A 19,852-nucleotide genomic window follows, 5' to 3' on the forward strand; every position below is an offset into this window, starting at 1 on the left:
AGATCGGCACCGGCCGCCCCTCGCCGGCGCATCATACCGAGGTAGAAACATGGCCCAATCGAGAGCTCCGCTAGGCATAGGCGGATGGTTGCTCGTCCTTTTCGGGATCGTCGTCGCGCTCGTCGGCGCCCTGCTCGCCGGTCTCGGCGTCCAGCTGATCACACTGGGCGGCTCGTGGTACTACGCGCTGGCGGGAGCCGGATTGCTGATCGTCGGCATCCTGCACATCCTGCGTCGGCCGGTGGCCACCTGGCTCTACATCCTCATCCTGCTGGCAACCATCGCCTGGGCGATCTGGGAAGTCGGCCTCGATTTCTGGCCGCTAGTGCCGCGCCTGATCGCTCCCGCCGTCCTGGCGGTGATCGCGCTGATCCTGGTGCCGGCCTTCCCGGCTCGCAACGGCGTCCGCCGGTCGTCGGCCCCGGCCATCCTGCTGGCCCTGGTCCTGTTCGTCGCGCTCGGTGCGGCCGTCGTCTATGCCTTCAAGCCGCATGGCGTCATCCGCAATGAGATCGCCTCGGCTGCCCCGGCAGCGGCGACCGTCCCGCCGGCGGCGGCGAGCGCCACCGACTGGCGCCATTACGGCCGCACGCCGTACGGCACCCGCTACGCCCCGATCGACCAGATCAACCGCGACAATGTCAGGGATCTGAAGGTCGCCTGGACGTTCCAGACCGGCGATCCGGCGGTGAAGGGCGCCGAAGACCAGAACACCCCGCTGCAGGTCGGCGACACCGTCTATACCTGCTCGCCGCACAACATCGTCCACGCGCTGAACGCCGAGACCGGCGCGGTGCGCTGGAAGTTCGATCCGGAAGCCAAGTCGCCGCTCTGGCAGCGCTGCCGGGGTGTCAGCTACTACGAACCGGTTCTGCAGCCCGTCGTCGAGGCGCCCGCCGCGGCACCTGCCGAGGCGAGCGACGCGACCACCACGCCGGCGACCGAGCCCCCCGCCGCCCCGGCCCCGGCTCCCGTCGCAGACAATTGCGGCGGCCGCATCGTCCTGACGACCATCGACGCCCGCCTGATCCAGGTCGACGCCAAGACCGGCGAGCTCTGCACCGGCTTCGGCAACAACGGCACGGTCGACCTCAAGAACGGCATGGGCGAGGTCAAGGCCGGCTTCTACTTCCAGACCTCGGCCCCCACCGTCATGCGCGATCTGATCCTGGTTGGCGGCTGGGTCTGGGACAATGTCGAGACCGGCGAACCGTCGGGCGCCGTGCGCGCCTTCAACGCCCGCACCGGCGAACTGGCCTGGGCCTGGGACCTCGGCAATCCCAACATCACCAAGCTGCCGCCCGAGGGCGAGAGCTACACGCGCGGCACGCCGAACGTCTGGTCGACGCCGAGCTATGACGAAGCCCTCGGTCTCGTCTACCTGCCGACCGGCAACGCCACGCCGGACTTCTTTGGCGCGCATCGCTCCAAGGCGGCCGAGGAATACACGGCGTCGGTCGTGGCGCTCGACATCGAAACCGGCCGCGAGCGCTGGAAGTTCCAGACCGTGCATCACGATCTCTGGGACTATGACGTTCCCTCGCAGCCGGCGCTCTACGAGGTTCCGGACGGCAAGGGCGGCACGACGCCGGCCCTGATCCAGGTCACCAAGCGCGGCCAGATCTTCATGCTCGACCGGCGCGACGGCAAGCCGATCGCCGAGGTGCAGGAAATGGCTGTGCCGCAGACCGGCGGCGTCAAGGAGGACTTCCTGTCGCCAACCCAGCCCTATTCGGTCGGCATGCCATCGATCGGCACCGAGCCCTTCACCGAGGCGCGGATGTGGGGTGCGACGCCGATCGACCAGCTGCTCTGCCGCATCGCCTTCAAGAAGATGCGCTACGAGGGCGAATTCACCCCGCCCGGCACGACCCGCTCGCTGATCTTCCCCGGCTATTACGGCGGCATGAACTGGGGCAGCGCCTCGATCGACGAAGCGAACGGCATGCTCGTCGTCAACGACATCCGCATGCCGCAGTTCGTCGAGCTGCTGCCGCGCGAGGTCGCCGACAATTACGGACCCTCGGCCGCGCATGACGGCCTCGGCACCCAGGTCGGCACGCCCTATGGCGCGCTGAAGAACGGCTTCATGTCGGTCCTCGGTGTGCCCTGCCACCAGCCGCCCTATGGCACGATCACCGGCATCGACCTGAAGTCGCGTGAGATCGTCTGGCAGGTACCGGCCGGCACGCTGGAGGATACCGGCCCGCTCGGCCTGAAGACCCGTCTGCCGATCCCGGTCGGCATGCCGTCGCTCGGCGGACCGACGACGACCGCCGGCGGTCTCGTCTTCTATGCCGGCACGCAGGACTATTACCTGCGCGCGCTCGACAGCAAGACGGGCGAGGAACTCTGGAAAGGCCGGCTTCCCGTCGGCGCCCAGGCGACCCCGATGACCTATGTGTCGCCGGAGAGTGGCCGGCAGTTTGTCGTCATCTCGGCCGGCGGCGCCCGCCAGTCGCCCGATCGCGGCGACTATATCGTCGCCTACGCCCTGCCCAAGGCGAACTGACGGCCGTTCGTCCGGATCGACGGTTACAGAGGGAGGGCGCGCGAGCGCCCTCCCTTTTTCGTTGCGCAGCGCCGGCAGCGGCGAAACGGCGGCCTTGCGACACGAAAAGCCGGACCGCCCGGCCACCCCGGACACCGGCTCATGGCCTACCAGCGGAACATCTGGGAATTGCGCAGGCTGGGCATCGCGCAACGAACTGCCTCGCGCAATCGCAAAATTAAAAACGACTTCCTTTATCGTCTTAGCCGCCTTTCATAGGCTGAAGGCACGGTCGGATGATCGATCGTCGCGGCGATTTCAGGCTGGCTTGCCCCGCGCCAACAACGGCTAAGCCCCAAAGGGAGCACGCCATGACCACCCGGCTCTGTTGACGTCCGCTTGATCGCGACGCCGCGCCAATGCGGCCCTCCTTGAAGATCCCCAGTTTTCCTGCGCGCTCAAGCTGAGCGAACGGCCAGCTGCGCGCAAAATCCAGGACAGCACCATGTCAGCTTTCACCCGCCGCACTTTCGTCACCACGGCAGCCGCCATCGGCCTGACGCTCGCCGCAGGCGCCACCGCCCGCGCCGACGAATCCAAGTTGACGATCGGCTACCAGACCGTCGTCGAGCCGTCCAAGATCCCGCAGGCCGACGGCGCCTATGAGAAGGCGGCCAAGGCCGCCATCGACTGGAAGAAATTCGATTCCGGCGCCGACGTCATCGCCGCCATCGCGTCGGGAGCGCTCGATATCGGCTATGTCGGCTCAAGCCCGCTGGCCGCCGCCGCCAGCCGCGAGCTGCCGATCGAGACTATCTTCGTGGTCGGGCTGATCGGTGAATCCGAAGCCCTGGTCGTTCGCGACGGCACGAACATCGCCTCGCCGAAGGATCTCGTCGGCAAGAAGATCGCCGTGCCCTTCGTCTCGACCACGCATTACAGCCTGCTCGCCGCGCTCAAGCATTGGGACATCGATCCGAAGACGGTCGAGATCCTCAACCTCCGGCCGCCCGAGATCGCCGCGGCCTGGGAGCGCGGCGACATCGACGCCGCCTATGTCTGGGATCCGGCGCTCGGCAAGATCAAGGAAAACGGCAAGGTGCTGACGGATTCCGCTCAGGTTGCGACGTTCGGCGCCCCGACATTCGACGCCTGGATCGTCCGCAAGGACTATGCCGAAGCGCATCCCGATGTCGTGAAGGCCTTCGTCAAGACGACCGGCCAGGCCTATGCCGACTTCCGCGCCAAGCCGGAAGCCTGGGACGCCAAGTCAGAACAGGCCGCCAAGATCGCGCGGTTGACCGGCGCCAAGGTCGAGGAAGTGCCGGCCTTGCTCAAGGGCTATCACTTCCCGCTGCTTGACGAACAGACCTCGGCCGGGCTGCTCGGCGGCGGCACGGCAAAGGCGATCGCCGACGCCTCCGCCTTCCTGAAGGAGCAGGGCAAGGTCCCGGCCGTGCTGCCGGATTACAGCCCCTATGTCACGACGAAATTCGTGACCGAGGCGCTCGCCTCGAACTGATCCCGTCGCGGTCGGGGCAATGCCGCGACGCAAGGCCCGTTCCGCGATCCCTCTCGCGCGGAGCGGGCCTCTTCCGCTTTCGATCCGATACGGCAAGGAAAACAAGACCATGGCGCATCTCCAGCTCGATAGCGTATCGCTCCGATACGAGGGAGGCGCGCCGGTTCTCGGCAATCTCTCGCTCGATATACGGGCTGACGAATTCGTCGTCGTGGTCGGCCGGTCGGGTTGCGGCAAGACCTCGCTCCTGAACCTCGCCGCCGGCTTTCTCGCACCCTCATCGGGCCAGGTCCTTGTCGATGGCCGCCCCGTCACCGGCCCCGGGGCCGATCGCGCCGTGGTGTTTCAGAACGATGCGCTGTTTCCCTGGTTGTCGACGGCGGAGAACGTCGCCTTCGCCGCCCGGCTCGCCGGCATCGCCCCGGCGGAGCGCCGCGCGCAGGCGGATCGCTACCTCGATATCGTCGGACTTGCCGGCCTCGGCGACCGGCCGATCTGGCAATTGTCCGGCGGCCAGCGCCAGCGCGTCGGCCTTGCCCGCGCGCTTGCCGCCGAACCGCGCTTCCTGCTGATGGACGAGCCGCTCGGCGCGCTCGACGCCATGACGCGGGAGGCGATGCAGGACCTGCTGCTCGAAGCCTGGAACCGGACACGGACCGGCACCTTGCTGATCACGCATGGCGTCGAGGAAGCGCTCTATCTCGCCACGCGGGTCATCGTCATGGCGCCGCAGCCCGGCCGCATCGTTCGCAGGCTCGAGGTCGATTTCGGCCGCAGGCGGCTCGCCGGCGAAAGCGCGCGCTCGATCAAGGCGAGCCCCTCCTTCGTCGCAGCGCGCGAGGATCTCCTCGACAGCATCTTCGAAAGGGAAGCGGCATGAGTCTCGATCTCGCCGAAGCCGCGCTCGCCCCGTCCCGGCCCGCGGAGCGCGCCGGGCCGACCAAGGCCGCACCGCGAAATCGTCCCGTCGTCGCCATCACCGCGGCGCTGACGATCGCAAGCCTGGTCCTGGCATGGGCGATCGCCTCGCATTTCCAGCTCGTCTCCGCCCTGTTCCTGCCGTCGCCAGTCGCCGTTGGCAAAGCCTTCGTGACCGTGGCGCGCGACGGCTTTGTCGATGCGACGCTGTGGCAGCATCTCGCCGCCAGCCTTGGTCGCGTGTTCGCCGCGCTGGTCGGCGCGACCCTGATCGCCGTTCCCATCGGCTTCGCCATCGGCTCCAGCGCGGTTGGTCGCGGCACCTTCGATCCGATCATCGAATTCCTGCGGCCTATCCCGCCGCTCGCCTACCTGCCGCTCGTCATCATCTGGTTCGGCATCGGGGAGCCGTCGAAGATCCTGATCATCGGCATCGCCATGCTGGCGCCGATCGTCATCTCGACGGCGACAGGCGTCAAAGGCGTCGACGCCGACCGGCTCAACGCCGCCCGCTCGCTCGGCGCGACGCGGAGGCAACTGCTCCGCCATGTCATCCTGCCCGGTTCCCTGCCCGCGATCCTGACCGGCATCCGCATCGCGCTCGGCGCCGGCTGGTCGACTTTGGTCGCAGCCGAACTCGTCGCTGCCTCGCGCGGCCTCGGCTTCATGATCCAGTCGGCGGCGCAATTCCTCGTCACCGACGTCGTGCTGATGGGGATCCTCGTCATCGCGGCAGTCGCCTTCGCGCTGGAAGCGGTCCTGCGCTGGATCGAACGCCGTCTGGTCCCCTGGGCGGGAAAGAGCTGAGAGCCGAATCCACCGACGCCATCCGACCGGCAAGGCAGCGGACGGGGATTCAAGGAGGATTAAGCCCTCGTCCCTAGACTGCCGGCCGGAGTAGCGGGCCGAGGATGGTTGGGTGCTGAATTCGTTCAAAGTCATGCTGCGGATCGTCGGGTTCACCGCGGCGATCCTGGTGTCGGGCTGCACATCCATCGACACCACGCCGATCAACCAGCCAGGCCGGCAGCCCGGTTCGCCGTCCTCGCACGCTCTGCCCGATCCCGGCGACGACGGCAGCACCATCGTCGCCCTCGCGTTTTCGGGCGGCGGAACCCGCGCGGCCGCCTTCGCCTATGGCGCGCTCACCGAACTGGACACACTCGTCATTGATGATGCTCCGTATGAGCGCAGCCTGGTTGACGACGTACGCTCGGTCGCCGGCACGTCGGGCGGCGCCGTCATGGCCGCCTATCTCGGCTACAAGGGCAAAGGCGAATTCGCGGATTTCCGCACACGGTTCCTCGATCAGGATGCCGAAGCCTACATGCGGACCTCGGCCAATCCCGCCAATCTCCTGACGGCGACGGTATATGGCGGCGCGAACGACCGCAGCAGCTTCGGCCGCTGGCTCGACGAAAGGCTGTTCGACGGCCAGACCTATGCCGCGTTCCAGAAGCCGGACCGGCCGCTGGTCTGGATCACCGCGTCGGACATCTACAACAACACGCCCTTCCTTTTCACTCAGGACACGTTCTCGGCTTTGTGCAGCGATCTGCAGCAGGTCAAGATTGCCGATGCCGTCGCCGCCTCTGCCGCCGTGCCAATAGTCTTCTCTCCTGTCGTGCTCGCCACGCCCGACAAGGGAGAATGCAACTATCGCCGACCGGCCTGGCTAGAAAAGGCGCTCGAATCGGACAATCCCTCCGTCCGCCTGCAGGCCTACGCACGGGCACTCGATTCCTACCAGTCGAAGGATGAGCTCAAATATGTCCGCCTGCTGGACGGCGGCCTTACCGACAATCTCGGCATTGGTGGACTGTCCCTGGAGCGGGCCCAGGCAAACACGCCCTATGCCCCGCTCTCCGCCCATCAGGCCGTCCGCATCCGCCATTTCCTGTTCATCGTCACCGATGCGGGCGTCGAGGGGCAATATGGTTGGGGCGCGTCGCGGCAGACCCCGCATCTCGGCAAGATCCTGCGCTCCGTCGCGGATACGACGATCGCCGCTTCGACCCGTCATGGTTTCGACGCCATCGACCTCGCACTGGCCGAATGGCAGCAGCAATTGATCCGGTACCGCTGTGGCCTGCCGCGAAGCGAGGTGCTGCGCTATCGGGGGACGCTGGCCGACTGGAACTGCCGCGATGTCCACATCACGACCGAGCACCTGACCTTCCGCAACGCCAGGCCGGAGCAATACGAAAAGCTCAACAAGGTGCCGACCCGGCTCAAATTGTCCAAGGATCAGGTCGACCTGGTCGTCGACGCCGGCCGCGAGGCCGTACGCGGCAATCCTCGGATCCAGACCATCGCCCGCGATACGCGCCAGCGCTCCCGCATCTTCGACAAGCTAGGGCCGATGCAGCAGGCGCGAAACTAGGCGGTCTTCAGATCCCGATGCCGTCCTCAGTGCGGTCGAGGATCAGCGGGATGATCAGATCCTCCTCGTCGGCGAGATGGCGCATCAGCCCGGCGAGCATGGCGCCGCTCGCATCGGCATAGGCGTCGCTTGCCCGCAGCAAGGCATCGCGGTCGCCGTCGAGCGAGCGGAGAAAGCCGTTGGCCGTCTCCGCCACCGTGTCGATCCAGTGATGGATCGTCTGGTGATCGCCGTCGAGCAGTTCGAAGCCACGCGCCAGTCGTGGTTCCGCCGCCGTGAAGACGGGGAAATACTGATAGTCCTCGATCTGGTGATGGCCGTTCAGCTCGTTCAGGAAGCGCTGCAACCGTGGCGCCAGCCACGGACCGAAGGCGCGCGGCTCGATCCTGCCTTCCCGAAAATCGACCAGCCCGGCGGCCATGATCTTGCCCTGCTCGCGAAAGGCGTCGTGGCGCTGCAACCAGAAGCGGGCCGTCATGCCGAGATTGGCGTGGCCGGTCCAGACCTCGCGCGGATAGAGTTCGGCCAGATAGCGCAGTTCGTCGGGCAGCCGGTCGCGGGTTTCCAGCGCGAACGAGGTGAGATCAGTCATTCGATGTACCGGGAGCGTTGGAGCTCATGAGAGGAGGCGGCGCGTCCGTCGGGACCAACGATGCCAATCCGGACAGATGGGGATCGCCGCGCCGAAACCAAGCCGCGCGGAATCACGCGATTGAATCGGCGCCTCTTCGCAATCCGGGCCGCGAGGCGCTATCAACAGATCAGCCCATTCGGGCGGCAGAGATTCGTGTCCACCCGAACCCGCCGCCGGCAAGCCGAGGAACGAAGATGACCACATGGATTGTCCTGGCCGTGATCGTGGCAGCCGCGTTCTATGCGGTCAGCCTCTACAACACCCTCGTCGCCAAGCGGAACCTCGCCCATGAAGGGTGGAGCGGAATCGACGTCCAGCTGAAGCGGCGCGCCGATCTGATCCCCAATCTGGTCGAGACCGTCAAAGGCTACGCCGCGCACGAAAAGGCGATCTTCGAGGACGTCGCGGCGAAGCGCGCCGCCAGCATGAACGCCGGCGACGTCAAGAGCCAGGCGGCGGCGGACCAAGCGCTCTCCGGCGCACTCGGTAGGCTGATCGCCATTTCCGAGGCCTATCCCGACCTGAAGGCCGACGCCAATTTCCGCGAATTGCAGGCGCAGCTCGCCAGCGTCGAGGACGAGATGCAGATGGCGCGGCGCTATTACAACGGCACGGTGCGCGACCTCAACACGGCGATCCAGACCTTCCCGAGCGTGCTGGTCGCCAACATGTTCGGCTTCCGCCCCGAGGCCTTCTACGAGATCGAGGACCGCGCCGCCGCGCAGATCCCGCCCAAGGTTTCGTTCTGAGGCAGCCATGCGCGCGCGACCGCCCTTCGGATCCATCCTCGGCCTCGCCGCCGGCCTGCTGCTGGCGTTCGCGCCGCTTTCGACCGCCACGGCCGAGGAACGCATCCTGCGCTTCGTATCGGATGTCACGGTCGAGCGGAACGGCGATCTCGACGTGGTCGAGTCGATCCGCGTCCAGGCCGAGGGCAACGAGATCCGGCGCGGCATCCTGCGCGATTTCCCGACCACCTATCGCGATGACAAGGGCGGTTCCGTCGTTGTCGGCTTCGATGTGGAATCCGTCACCCGCGACGGCCGCGACGAGCCCTTCGCGATCGAGCAGCTCTCGAACGGCAAGCGCATCCGCATCGGCTCCGGCGACACGCTGCTGACGCCAGGTCCGCACGACTACGTCATCCGCTACAAGACCACGCGCCAGATTGGTTTCTTTGACGATTTCGACGAACTCTACTGGAACGCCACCGGCACCGGCTGGACCTTCCCGATCGACGTCGCCGAGGCGCGCATCACACTGCCGGAGGCCGTCCCGTTCGGCAACACGGCGATCTATACCGGCCATCAGGGCGAGCGAGGCCAGGACGCCCGGATCGTCTCGAAGGAGCCGGGACGGATCGTCTTCCGCACGACCGAGCCCCTGCCCGCCCATAGCGGCCTGACGGTCGCCGCCGCCTGGCCGAAGGGCGTCGTCGACGCGCCGAGTTCGAGTCAGCGCACGTACTGGTGGATCCAGGACAATATCGGCGCAATTTTCGCGCTGCTCGGCGCCGCCGGCGGACTGCTCTATCTGTTCCAGGCCTGGCGCAAGGCCGGCCGCGATCCCGAGCCCGGCCCCGTCATTCCGCTGTTCACGCCGCCCGAGGGCCTCTCGGCGGCGGCGACGCGCTACATCACCGAAATGACCTTCGACGACCGCGCCTTCACGGCGGCGATCCTCGATCTCGGCGTCAAGGGCCAACTCAAGATCGCCGACAGCGACAAGACGCTGGTGCTGACCCGCACCCCGGGCGGCAAGCCGATCGCCCAGCCGGAGGCGGCGGCGGCGGCGGCGCTGTTCCGTGGCGGCGGCGAGATCTCGCTGGTCCAGTCGAACCACGCGACATTGTCCAGCGCCAAGGCGACGCTGGAGCGCGGCCTCGCCAAGGCCTATTCCGGCACCGTCTTCAACATGAATGGCGGCTGGCTGACCGGCGGCGTCCTGATCACACTCGCGGCCTATGCGCTCGCCGCGATCGGCCTGGTCATCGCCATGGGCGAGAACGGCATGGTCGCCGCCTTCAGCCTGGTGTTCCTGTCGATCCCGGCCATCGTCGTCGGGCTCACCCTGCGGTCGCTGCGCGGCAGTCCCTGGTACAAGCGGATCTTCGTTCTGCTGTTCACCGGCATCTTCGCGCTCGCCTTCGGCGGCGCTGGCCTCGGCGTCTTTCTGAGCGCTGTTCGCGGCCCGCTCGACCTGGCCGTTCTCGTGCTGCCTTTCGCCCTGCTGCCGGTGCTCGCGTCCGCCTTTTCGTGGATGCGCTCGCCGACGCCGGAGGGCCAGAAGCTGCGTGATGCCATCGCCGGCTTCCGCCAGTATCTCGGCATCGCCGAGGAACATCGGCTGGAAATGCTGCATCCGCCGGAAAAGACGCCCGAGCTGTTCGAGCGTTACCTGCCCTATGCCGTGGCGCTCGACGTCGAGAACGCCTGGGCCAAGAAGTTCTCAGGCATCCTCGCCGCCGCCGGTGCGACGGCGGCGGTATCGAGCTGGTATCTCGCCAGCGGCAATCGCAGCGCGACCGATCTGGTCGACCGCCTCGGCTCGGGACTATCGCAGACGGTGGCCTCCGCCTCGACGGCGCCAGGTTCGCGCTCCGGCTCCGGCGGTTTCAGCTCCGGCAGCAGCGGTGGCGGTTCGTCCGGCGGCGGCGGCGGCGGGGGCGGCGGTTCCGGCTGGTAGCAGCCTGAAATCCTGCGGCGTGCCGGCGAGGATGGTGTCGAAATCGACAGCGTCCGTTCGTCGTGTACCCGACTGCATGAGTTCAGGAGGGTTCCATCATGGGCAAGACCGCAGCAATCCTCGTCGCCCGGCTGATCTTCGCCGGCATCTTCATCATGGCCGCGACGTTCAAATTCGCCGGCATGGATGCGACTGCCGGCTATATCGCGTCGGCCGGGTTCCCGTTCCCGCTGTTCCTCGCCTGGATCGCGGCCTTCTTCGAAGTGGCACTCGCGGCTGCGTTCCTGACCGGCGCCTTCTTCTCGGAAGCCGCCCTGCTCGCCGCCGCCTATGTGCTGTTCCTCGCCTTCGCTTTCCACGGTCCGTCGCACTGGAACAGCCAGATGGAAATCGGCGCCTTCATCGACCATTTCACCTTCATCGCCGGCCTGCTGTTCGCGGCGGTGCACGGACCAGGCGAGCGGCTGGTATTGCGCTCGTCCCTGATCCGCTGGCTCAACAGCAGCGAGACAAGCGGGTCCAGGGCCTGATCCGGGTGAACTCCCCGGGCGGCTACCTACCGCGCCGCCTGGGGATGGCCCTGCCCCGCAACGCGGCGCTTGAAGCCGTCGAGGATCCTGGCCGCCAGCGCATCATAGTCGCCGTCGAAATGATGGCCACCGGTGGTCTTGATCATCTCGACGCCGGTGCCTTCGAGCTTCGGGCAGGCGGAATCCTCCTCGTCCTCGCCATAGACACACTGCACCAGGGCCGGCTTGATCTGTTTCAGGTCCGGCAGCGTTTCGCCCTCGCTTGAGCTTGTGCCGAGGAACTCGCCGACCGAGATCTCGTAGTCGACGGCTTCGGAGAGGCCGAGCAGCGAGAGCTCCGCCACCGTGTCCTTCACCTCCGTCGGCAGGCGGTTATAGGCGTTGGGCAGCACGTCGGCGCCGAAGGAATAGCCGATCAGGATGACGTGATCGACGCTCCAGCGCTCGACATAGGCCTCAATGATGCGGGCGAGATCGGCCGACGTCTGTTCCGGCGTCTTCTGCGACCAGAAATAGCGCAGTGAGTCGACACCGACCGTCGGCACGCCCTGCTTCTGCAGTGCCTCGGCGACCGACTTGTCGATATCGCGCCAGCCGCCATCGCCGGAATAGACGATCGCCATGGTGTTGTGCCGGGCCGTGGCCGGCAGCTCGATCAGCTGCAGATCGGCCAGCGGATCCTCGCTGGACGATTTCGGCGTCAGGACATGCAAGAGACGCTCCTGCAGCGCGGCATGCGCATCGCCCTCGGCGGTCTTGTCCTTAATCCTGAACCCCTGCTTCTGCAGATCGACCACATGCGCCTTGCCGTCGGCCGGCGCGGCCGGCGTGTAGATGGCGTCGACGGGATTGGTCAGGTCGCCTTCGGCGAGACCGTAGACGGCGCCGCCGGCCGCCGCGGTCCGCGGCGCGTCGGTGCAAAGCGGCTTCACCAGCGGCAGGACCTTCTGCGGGTCGACCACGACGGTCCGGCCGATCGTCGCGTCCGGCGTCTGTGCGGCGATGGCGAGACCTAGCGTGCCGGCCGTCCCGATGCCGGCGATGATAGGCGAATGATATATGGCGGTGCCAAGCGAGCGCTGGATCTGGTGGCTCAGATCCTCGATGTCGGCGACGAGGTAGACGCACTCGTCCACCTTGTCGACCTCCAGCCCGGCGAGGAATTTCGGCGTATCGACGCCGACGACGATGGCCCCCGCCTGCTGCAGACCGGTCGCCAGGGTTTCATCGGCCGGCGTCCAGCCGGCCTTGTCGGAAAACAGAAAGACCGCGCCGCCGACATCCCCGTCCGGCACCAGGATTTGCGGCGTGCCGAGCAGCCCGGCGCGGAAATTCGTCGGCTTCGGCGCCGCATCGTCGGCGAGAGCGGGCGCGGCTGCGCTGGCGATCAGCGCCGCGAAGATCAGATCTCGGATCACTTTCCAACGACTCCCTTGAGGCTGCCGCTGATCAGGACGGTCACATCGGCCAGGGCCAGGGCCGGCGACATGCCGCCCGATACCGCCATGTAGCGAGGATGCCACTCGGGCTGGAACTTCGCCTTGAAAGCCCTGAGCCCGTGAAAATTATAGAAGCGTTCACCATGCTCGAACACCGCCCGGCCCAACCGGTGCCACATCGGCGCGGCGGGGCTCTCGGACAAGCCGGCGAGCGGCGCCATGCCAAGGTCGAACCAGCGATAGCCGAGCGCGCGGAGATGCAGCATCACGCAGACGAACAGATACTCCATCGCACCGGCCGGAACACCAGGATCGAACCGCATCAGATCGACGGTCGCCGCTTCCTTGGTCTCCGTCGTCATGACGGTGGCAAAGGCGACGATCCGCCCCTCTCTGCGCACGACGGCCGCCGGCTGCGACATCACATAGCCGCGCTCGAAGGCGCCGAGCGAAAAGCGCTTCTCGCGGGCCCTGTGCTCGGCCAGCCAGCGGTTCGAGATGGCTTCGAGGTCGTCGATCGATCCTGCCACCTCGCCCGGTTCGAGATACTCGAAGCTCAGTCCCTCGCGCTGGCTGCGATTGAACGCGTGGCGCAGGCCCGCCCGCTTCGCGCCCTTCAGATCAAAGCCTTCGAGATCGACCTGCGCCGCCTCGCCCAGCTTGAAGGCGCGCATGCCGGCATCGGCGTAGAGCGCCAAATTCTCCGGCATCACCTGATAGAACACGGCGCGGCCGCCCGCCGCCCGCGCCATCTCGACGAACTGCCAGATCAGCCCGGGCCAGGCATCGCGCGGCCCGATCGGGTCGAACAGCGCCACCCAGGAATGCGCCTGGCGGCCGAACATGATGAAGGCGCGGCGATCGTCGGAGAACAGCAGCGTCTTGTCGCCCATCCGCACGAGATTGGCGTCCGGATAAGGCTGGCCCTCGAGAATGCGGACCGCCTCGGCCACTTCCTCCGGCTTCGGTCGTCCGGTCTTGCCCTTCGAGGGCCGCAGCAGCGACCAGGCGGCGATCGATCCAGCCGCGATGACGACGCCGAGAAGCGCGCGCAGGCTGCGCGGGGCTTCCTGCGAGAACTCGAACTGCCACCAGAGCTGGTTGGAATAGTCGACATCGGCATAGACGAACAGCATGACGGCGAGCGCCGTGACGATCACCGTCGCAATCGCCAGGTACCAGCCCGGCGTCAGGCGCTGGTGCAGAAGCGACGCCGGCCGGTTGAACTCGCGCCGCGTCGCCAGGAGAGCGATGAACAGCAGCGCCAGCGCGATCGACTCGCTGATCGCGATCGCCTTCAGGAGCGACAGCAGAACCGCGGCGCCCGCCGCCGTCACCGCCGCCCACCAGGCGCCATCCAGGCGATGCGCAAGCCCATGCGCGATCGCGATCAGGCCAAGGCCGAGGACGCTTTCGAGGAAATGCGCGCCCTCGACAATCGGCAGCGGCAGCAGGCCGGAAAGCAGGTCCAGCCGCTGGTCGGAAGCCGGCGTCACGCCGGAGAAGATCAGCACTGCGCCCATGGCGAAGGTCAGAGCCGCCAGCACCCGCGGCGACAATTGCGCTCCGGCCCTCAGCACGCGGGATGCCTGCGCCCCGGACGCGGCCCGCTGCACTTCGAGCCCGGTCACCAACGCCGACGCCGCCAGCAACGGCAGGCCGTAATAGATCACGCGATACAGGATGAGCGCCGACAAAACCTCGTCGACGGAGGCCGTTCGACCAACCACGGCAATGATCACCGCCTCGAACACGCCGAGCCCGGCCGGCACGTGGCTGGCGACGCCGAGGCCGATTGCCACCGCATAGACGGCAATGAAGGCCGGCAGGCCGACATCCGTCTGCGGCAACAGCACCCAGAGCACGGCGGCCGCCGCCGAGACGTCCACCAGGGTGGCGCCGAACTGGGTCAACAGGATCCCCGGCCGCGGCAGGGCCAGGGAGAAGCCGCGCCCGCCGATCTTGCCGCCGCCATAGGCCGAATAAGCGACAAGTGCCGCGAGGGCTGCGAGGACGGCGACGCCGATCCCCCGCAGCAGCGCCGGCGGCAAGGCGAGCGGCGCCGCGAGATCGGCGGCGGCGAAGGTCAGGCCGAGCCCGGTGACACCGGCAAGACCAAGGCCGAAGGCGACAGTGACAAACGCGACGATCTTGGCGACGTCGGCCGGCTCGAAGCCGAGGCGCGAATAGAAGCGGTAGCGAATGGCGCCGCCGGTCAGCGGACCGAATCCGGCGGTGTTGCCAACCGCATAGGCGCAGAAGGCGGTCAGCGCGACGATCGGATAGGGCACCGAGCGCCCGAGATAGCGAAGGGCCGACTGATCGTAGATGCTGAGCGCCAGGAAGCTCAGCGCCGTGAAGCCGATCGCCGCGGCGATGGCCGAGAACGGCGTCGCATGCAGCGTGTCGAGGACGTCGTCATAGTTGACCTCCGCGACCAGCCGCGACACGGCGAGCCAGACGAGGATGACGACGGCGACGCCGACCAGCGCGGCGATGGCGGGACGCCAGGGCGCCAGGGCAGCGCGGAGCCGCTCAAAACGCGGTGCTGACGGAGCGCCGGTTTCGCTGCAGTCCGGCGCCTCGTCCCTGTGCGGATCGGCCATGTCTTCACGCAGCTTTTCCACGCGGCGACGGGCGCTGCGTGCGAGCAATGTAACGCTATCGCTCATCATGACGTCACGGCGCCGGCGCGACAATCGACATGCTGTCGATAGGGGCCGCCGCCATTCTCCTTGCATCCGATGCAAGGTTGAAGAGCCTCAAATCTGGCTGGATTGAGGCCGTGCGCGGAAGACAGCAGCAGATTTACATGGCATGACCTGCTGCCTTCCGTCGCGGGACGCCCGGCGCTGCTACGTCAGGCCCATTCGCCCTGGCGCATGATCGGTTCGGCGCTGCCATCGGCGGCGATGCCGTCGATATCGACCTGGCCGGAACCAATCATCCAGTCGATATGGATCAGGCTCTTGTTGGCGCCCCTCGCCGCCAACTCGTCGGGGCTCAGCTTGTCGCCGCCGCGAATGCACTTGGAATAGGCCTGGCCGAGCGCGATGTGGCAGGCGGCGTTCTCGTCGAACAGCGTGTTGTAGAAGAGCAGGCCGCTGGCCGAGATCGGCGAGGAATGCGGCACCAGCGCCACTTCACCGAGCCGGCGCGCGCCTTCATCGGTATCGAGCACCTTGGCCAGCACGTCGGCGCCGGTGCGGGCGGTGGATTCGACGATGCGGCCGTCCTCGAAGCGGACGGCGATGTCCTCGATCAGCGTGCCCTGGTAGGAGAGCGGCTTGGTGCTCGTCACATGGCCGGAAACACGGTCCTTGTGCGGCGTGGTGAACACCTCTTCCGACGGGATGTTCGGGTTGCAGACGATGCCGTTCTTGGCCGTCGAGGCCCCGCCTTCCCAGGCATGGTCGTCGGCCAGCCCGACGGTCAGGTCCGTGCCGGGGCCGACAAAGCGCAGCGCCGAATAACGCTTGTCGTTCAAGAGCTTGGTGCGGGCGTGCAGCGCCTTGTTGTGCTCGCCCCAGGCCGCGATCGGATCGGGGAGATCGACGCGCGAGGCAGCGAAGATCGCATCCCAGAGCTTGGCGACCGCGACCTCCTCCGGTTCGTTCGGGAACACGGTCCGCGCCCAGGCCGGCGACGCAAAGGATGTGATCGTCCAGTTGATGTCGAAGCCGACGATCCGTTCCATGGCGGGCGTGTAGGCCTTGGAGCGGGCGCGATTGGCGCGCGAAACCTTGTCGGGATCCTGACCAGCGAGCAAGGACGGGTTCTCGCCGGCGATGGCAAGGCGCGCAGCGCCGTTGCTGAAGGCCGATGCCATGCCGTCGAAGAGCCAGCCGGAGGCGACGTCGAACGAGCCGTCACGGGCATGGCGGAAGCGCATCAGGGTCGCTTCCTCGTCGGAGAACAGTGTCGTGACCAGCGACGCGCCGGCCTTGTAGGCATGCTCGGTGATGCGCCGCACCAGGGGCAGCGCGTCGAGCGAGGCGGTCATGACCAGCTCCTGGCCTTCCTGCAGGCCGAGGCCGACCCGGACGGCCACTTCGCCCAGCCTATCGAGCTTCTGCTCGTGGGTGAGCGAGGGATCACGGTGCATCATCGTCATGGGCTGGAACTCCACTATCAGGTTTGGCTCGAACTAGGGATTGGACCGGCTTTGCGTCAAGGGCGCGGCGTCGCGACGGCCCGCTCGCGCAGACGATGTCGGCTGACCGCGGTGCCGGCGTCGCGCGGCAGGGCGAAGGAATCGTAGAGGCCGAACAGGCCGACAACGCCGACGATCAGGAAGGCGACGTGGAAGTCGGCGAGCGTCAAGCCTTCTATGTCCGGCGTCAGCCAGGCATCGGCCAGGCGCAGCGCGATCGCGCCGAGCGCGATGCCGAGGCCGAAGGTAATCTGCTGCACGAGGCTGAACAGCGTGTTGGCGCCGCTCATCCGGTCCTGCGGAACATCGACGAAGGCCATGGTGCCGATCGCAGTGAACTGCATCGAGCGCGCGGCGCCGCTCAGGAACAGCACGATCATGAGGATCGGCCAGGGTGTCGCCGGTGTCAGCATGGCACAGCCGAACAGGGTCGCGACGAAGAACAGGCCGTTGCCGATCAGCGTCGTGCGGAAGCCGAAGGTGCGTAGCACCAGGCTGGTGAACGGCTTCATCGCGAGGTTGCCGGCGAACAGCGCCAGCACATAGAGGCCGGCCTGGAACGGATCGAGGCCGAAACCGAGCTGGAACATCAGCGGCAGCAGGAACGGCACGGCGCTGACGGCGGTACGGAACAGCGAGCCGCCCTTCATGGTCACTGCAAAGGTCTGGATGGCGAGGCCGTAGAGATCCGGCAGCGGATGCGGATGTCGGCTCGAATTGCGCAGCGCCACCCAGAAGAACAGCGCGCTCGCCGCCAGGATGCCAGCGCCGACGACCCAGTCGACATGACTCTGTCCGACCAGGTCGAGTCCGTACATCAGCCCAGCGCAGGCGATACTGGTCAGGATGAAGCCGAGCCAATCGAAGCTCTGCCGCTCGGCGACGCGCTCGTTCGGGATCAGCCAGAACGACAGCGCCAGGGTGACGATGCCGATCGGCACGTTCAGGATGAAGATCCAGTGCCAGGAGGCATAGGTGGTGATGAAGCCGCCGAGCGGCGGGCCGAGGATCGGCGCCGACAGCGCCGGCCAGGTCAGCACGGCGATCGCACGCATCAGCTCGCTCTTGGACGCATTGCGCAGCACGACCAGCCTTCCGACCGGCACCATCATGGCACCGCCGGCCCCCTGCAGGATGCGCGCGAGCACGAAAGTCAGCACGCTGTCGCTGAGCGCGCAGAAGACGGAGGCGATGGTGAAGACGAAAACCGCCCAGGCGAAGACGGTGCGGGCGCCGAAGCGATCCGCCATCCAGCCGCTCGCCGGAATGAAGATCGCCAGCGTCAGCATGTAGACCGACATGCCGATGTTGAGATCGACCGCCTCCACGCCGAAGGAGGCCGCCATCTGGGGCAGCGACGCCGCGATCACCGTGCCGTCGAGGTTCTCCATGAAGAACGCGACAGCGACGAGCAAGGCAATCCAGGTCGATTTCTGCGGTGCTGCGAAGGTCATGCCGGCCGACGGCGAGGGAGATCAGGGCGGGGCGACGTGGTGCCAGCCGGCGACACATCGAACCCCTGATTCATCGCGCTTTCGCGCGCCGAGCACAAGCGGAATGCGGCGCGCGGGTGACGCCGCATTCCCGCCGTCAGCCGTGCGGATTCTCGACGCGCGGCCAGATCGGCCGGTTGAGCTTGCGATAATCGGTGACGCGCGGATTGGACGGATAGGGCGCGCCAGCGTCGATATAGACGATCTCGGCGGCGATCGGCGCGAAGCCGGCATGGAAATGGTTAGTCGACTTGACCAGCAGCATCTCCTTCGCCAATGGATCGAGCCCGAGATTGGAATAGGCGTCCGGCTCGAAGGTCTGGGTCCGGTTGGTGTTGAGGATGACGTCGATCTCGGTGCCGAGAATGCGGACCAGGGCCGTCGGCCCGAACGTGACGCGGCTGGCGCCGAAGCTCTGCCAGCTCTCCTCGACGGCGCGGACAACCTCGACCATGGCGTCGATCGGCGCACCGCCGTCCGGCCCCGCCTTGCCGCCGAAGCGCAGCTGGATGTGCGCCCCCGCGCCCGCCGCCAGGCAGAAGGTGACGGCGAGCGGATCCCAGATCGTCGCGACGGCGACGTTGTCGATGCCGCGCTCGATCATCCGGCGCAGGATCAGCGTGCCGTCGCCGGCAACGCCGCCGCCCGGATTGTCCCAGGTGTCGGCCAGCACCACCGGCTTGCCCGGCCGGCCGGCGACTAGCGCCAGCGCGTGATCGAGCCCCGCGTCGATGCCGAATTGCGGCATCATCGTCTTGCCGCGCAGCGAGAAGATCTCCATGCCGAGCTTCTCGGCCAGCGCGTCGCCCTCCGCCTTGCGGTCGTCGGTCACCACCAGCATGCGCGTGCCCAGCTCGGGCACGTCGCCGGCCATGAAGCCGTGGATCAGCGACACCGACAGGATGCCGTCCTTGCCGTGCATCGCCTTCATCCGGTCGACGAAGGAACGCATCGGCTCGCGGCTGGTCGGGAAAACGTCGATCATCCGGCAGTCGAAGGTGGAGATCACCGGCTTGATCTCTCCCCGCAGCGCGCGGATGGCGAGATCGACGACATGCTCGCCGCGCTCGTAGAAATCCGTGTGCGGGAATTCGAGGAAAGCAGCCAGGATGTTCGAATTCGCGACGCGCTTCGGCGTCAGGTGGCTGTGCGGATCGAGTTCGGCGGCGATGAGGACATCGGGGCCGACGATCTCGCGGATGCGGGCGAGCAGATCGCCCTCCGGATCGTCATAGCCCTGCGCCACCATGGCGCCGTGCAGGCCGAGCACGACGGCGTCGACCGGCATGACGGCGCGAAGCTGGTCGAGGATTTCATCGCGCAAACCTTCGAAGGTGGCGCGCTGCAACAGACCGCCCGGCTCCGCCCAGGTCGCAGTGCCCTCGACCAGGTCGATGCCGTCAGCCTTGGCGCGGCGACGCAGCGCCACGATCGGCGACGAGCAGAGCGTCGGCGTCTCGGGATGCCGGCCAGGTCCTGCATAGAATGCCATCTCGAAGCTCGCCCGGTCGGTCGGGACGGGCGAAAACGTATTGGTCTCGGTCGCGAGCGAAGCAGTGAAGATGCGCATGATTCGGGAAGGATCCTGGAAAGGGGGTCATCGG

The 19,852-nt window shown here is 67.0% G+C and carries 14 protein-coding genes; 8 read left to right on the forward strand and 6 right to left on the reverse strand.

Annotated features, from left to right (window positions below):
• Positions 1-49: 49 nt before the first annotated feature.
• The 5 genes from G342_RS0114215 to G342_RS0114235 all read left to right on the forward strand — a co-directional run bounded on the left by G342_RS0114215 (position 50) and on the right by G342_RS0114235 (position 7,314).
• Positions 50-2,512 (forward strand): membrane-bound PQQ-dependent dehydrogenase, glucose/quinate/shikimate family, encoded by a 2,463-nt coding sequence (locus G342_RS0114215; RefSeq protein WP_051094235.1) that lies wholly within the window; start codon positions 50-52, stop codon positions 2,510-2,512.
• Between the two features lie 484 nt (positions 2,513-2,996).
• Entirely contained in the window at positions 2,997-4,013 is a 1,017-nt protein-coding gene (gene tauA, locus G342_RS0114220; RefSeq protein ID WP_018183828.1) for a taurine ABC transporter substrate-binding protein, read from the forward strand.
• 109 nt (positions 4,014-4,122) lie between these two features.
• Entirely contained in the window at positions 4,123-4,893 is a 771-nt protein-coding gene (locus G342_RS0114225; RefSeq protein WP_026304440.1) for a taurine ABC transporter ATP-binding protein, read from the forward strand.
• Entirely contained in the window at positions 4,890-5,738 is an 849-nt protein-coding gene (locus G342_RS0114230; protein ID WP_018183830.1) for an ABC transporter permease subunit, read from the forward strand. The genes G342_RS0114225 and G342_RS0114230 overlap by 4 nt, the downstream gene beginning before the upstream one ends.
• A gap of 133 nt (positions 5,739-5,871) precedes the next feature.
• Positions 5,872-7,314, forward strand: coding sequence for a patatin-like phospholipase family protein (locus G342_RS0114235; protein WP_040878982.1), 1,443 nt, complete (start codon positions 5,872-5,874; stop codon positions 7,312-7,314).
• Between the two features lie 7 nt (positions 7,315-7,321).
• On the opposite strand, the gene G342_RS0114240 is transcribed toward G342_RS0114235, so the two are convergent.
• The gene (locus G342_RS0114240; RefSeq protein WP_018183832.1) at positions 7,322-7,906 is read right to left on the reverse strand and encodes a hemerythrin domain-containing protein; all 585 of its coding nucleotides are present in this window, start codon (positions 7,904-7,906) and stop codon (positions 7,322-7,324) included.
• Positions 7,907-8,142: 236 nt separating this feature from the next.
• Between G342_RS0114240 and G342_RS0114245 the strand changes: the two genes are divergently transcribed.
• The 3 genes from G342_RS0114245 to G342_RS0114255 all read left to right on the forward strand — a co-directional run bounded on the left by G342_RS0114245 (position 8,143) and on the right by G342_RS0114255 (position 11,163).
• Positions 8,143-8,697, forward strand: a complete 555-nt coding sequence (locus tag G342_RS0114245) for a LemA family protein (RefSeq protein ID WP_018183833.1) — start codon at positions 8,143-8,145, stop codon at positions 8,695-8,697.
• Between the two features lie 7 nt (positions 8,698-8,704).
• Positions 8,705-10,633: a DUF2207 domain-containing protein gene (locus tag G342_RS0114250; RefSeq protein WP_018183834.1), complete on the forward strand. Its 1,929-nt coding sequence runs from the start codon at positions 8,705-8,707 to the stop codon at positions 10,631-10,633.
• Positions 10,634-10,731: 98 nt separating this feature from the next.
• Positions 10,732-11,163, forward strand: a complete 432-nt coding sequence (locus G342_RS0114255) for a DoxX family protein (protein ID WP_018183835.1) — start codon at positions 10,732-10,734, stop codon at positions 11,161-11,163.
• A 26-nt stretch (positions 11,164-11,189) separates the two neighbouring features.
• Here the strand turns inward: G342_RS0114255 and G342_RS0114260 are convergent, their stop codons facing one another.
• From G342_RS0114260 to G342_RS0114280, 5 genes are all read right to left on the reverse strand, one after another.
• The gene (locus G342_RS0114260) at positions 11,190-12,581 is read right to left on the reverse strand and encodes a virulence factor family protein (RefSeq protein ID WP_018183836.1); all 1,392 of its coding nucleotides are present in this window, start codon (positions 12,579-12,581) and stop codon (positions 11,190-11,192) included.
• Positions 12,578-15,277 (reverse strand): bifunctional lysylphosphatidylglycerol flippase/synthetase MprF, encoded by a 2,700-nt coding sequence (mprF, locus tag G342_RS0114265; protein WP_198010795.1) that lies wholly within the window; start codon positions 15,275-15,277, stop codon positions 12,578-12,580. The genes G342_RS0114260 and mprF overlap by 4 nt, the downstream gene beginning before the upstream one ends.
• A 185-nt stretch (positions 15,278-15,462) precedes the next feature.
• Positions 15,463-16,716, reverse strand: coding sequence for an aminopeptidase (locus G342_RS0114270; RefSeq protein WP_018183838.1), 1,254 nt, complete (start codon positions 16,714-16,716; stop codon positions 15,463-15,465).
• Between the two features lie 56 nt (positions 16,717-16,772).
• Positions 16,773-18,209, reverse strand: coding sequence for an MFS transporter (locus tag G342_RS0114275; RefSeq protein ID WP_018183839.1), 1,437 nt, complete (start codon positions 18,207-18,209; stop codon positions 16,773-16,775).
• Between the two features lie 136 nt (positions 18,210-18,345).
• Positions 18,346-19,818, reverse strand: a complete 1,473-nt coding sequence (locus tag G342_RS0114280) for a M81 family metallopeptidase (RefSeq protein ID WP_018183840.1) — start codon at positions 19,816-19,818, stop codon at positions 18,346-18,348.
• Between the last annotated feature and the right edge of the window lie 34 nt (positions 19,819-19,852).

This window comes from Kaistia granuli DSM 23481 (assembly GCF_000380505.1).
Taxonomy (GTDB): Bacteria; Pseudomonadota; Alphaproteobacteria; order Rhizobiales; family Kaistiaceae; genus Kaistia; species Kaistia granuli.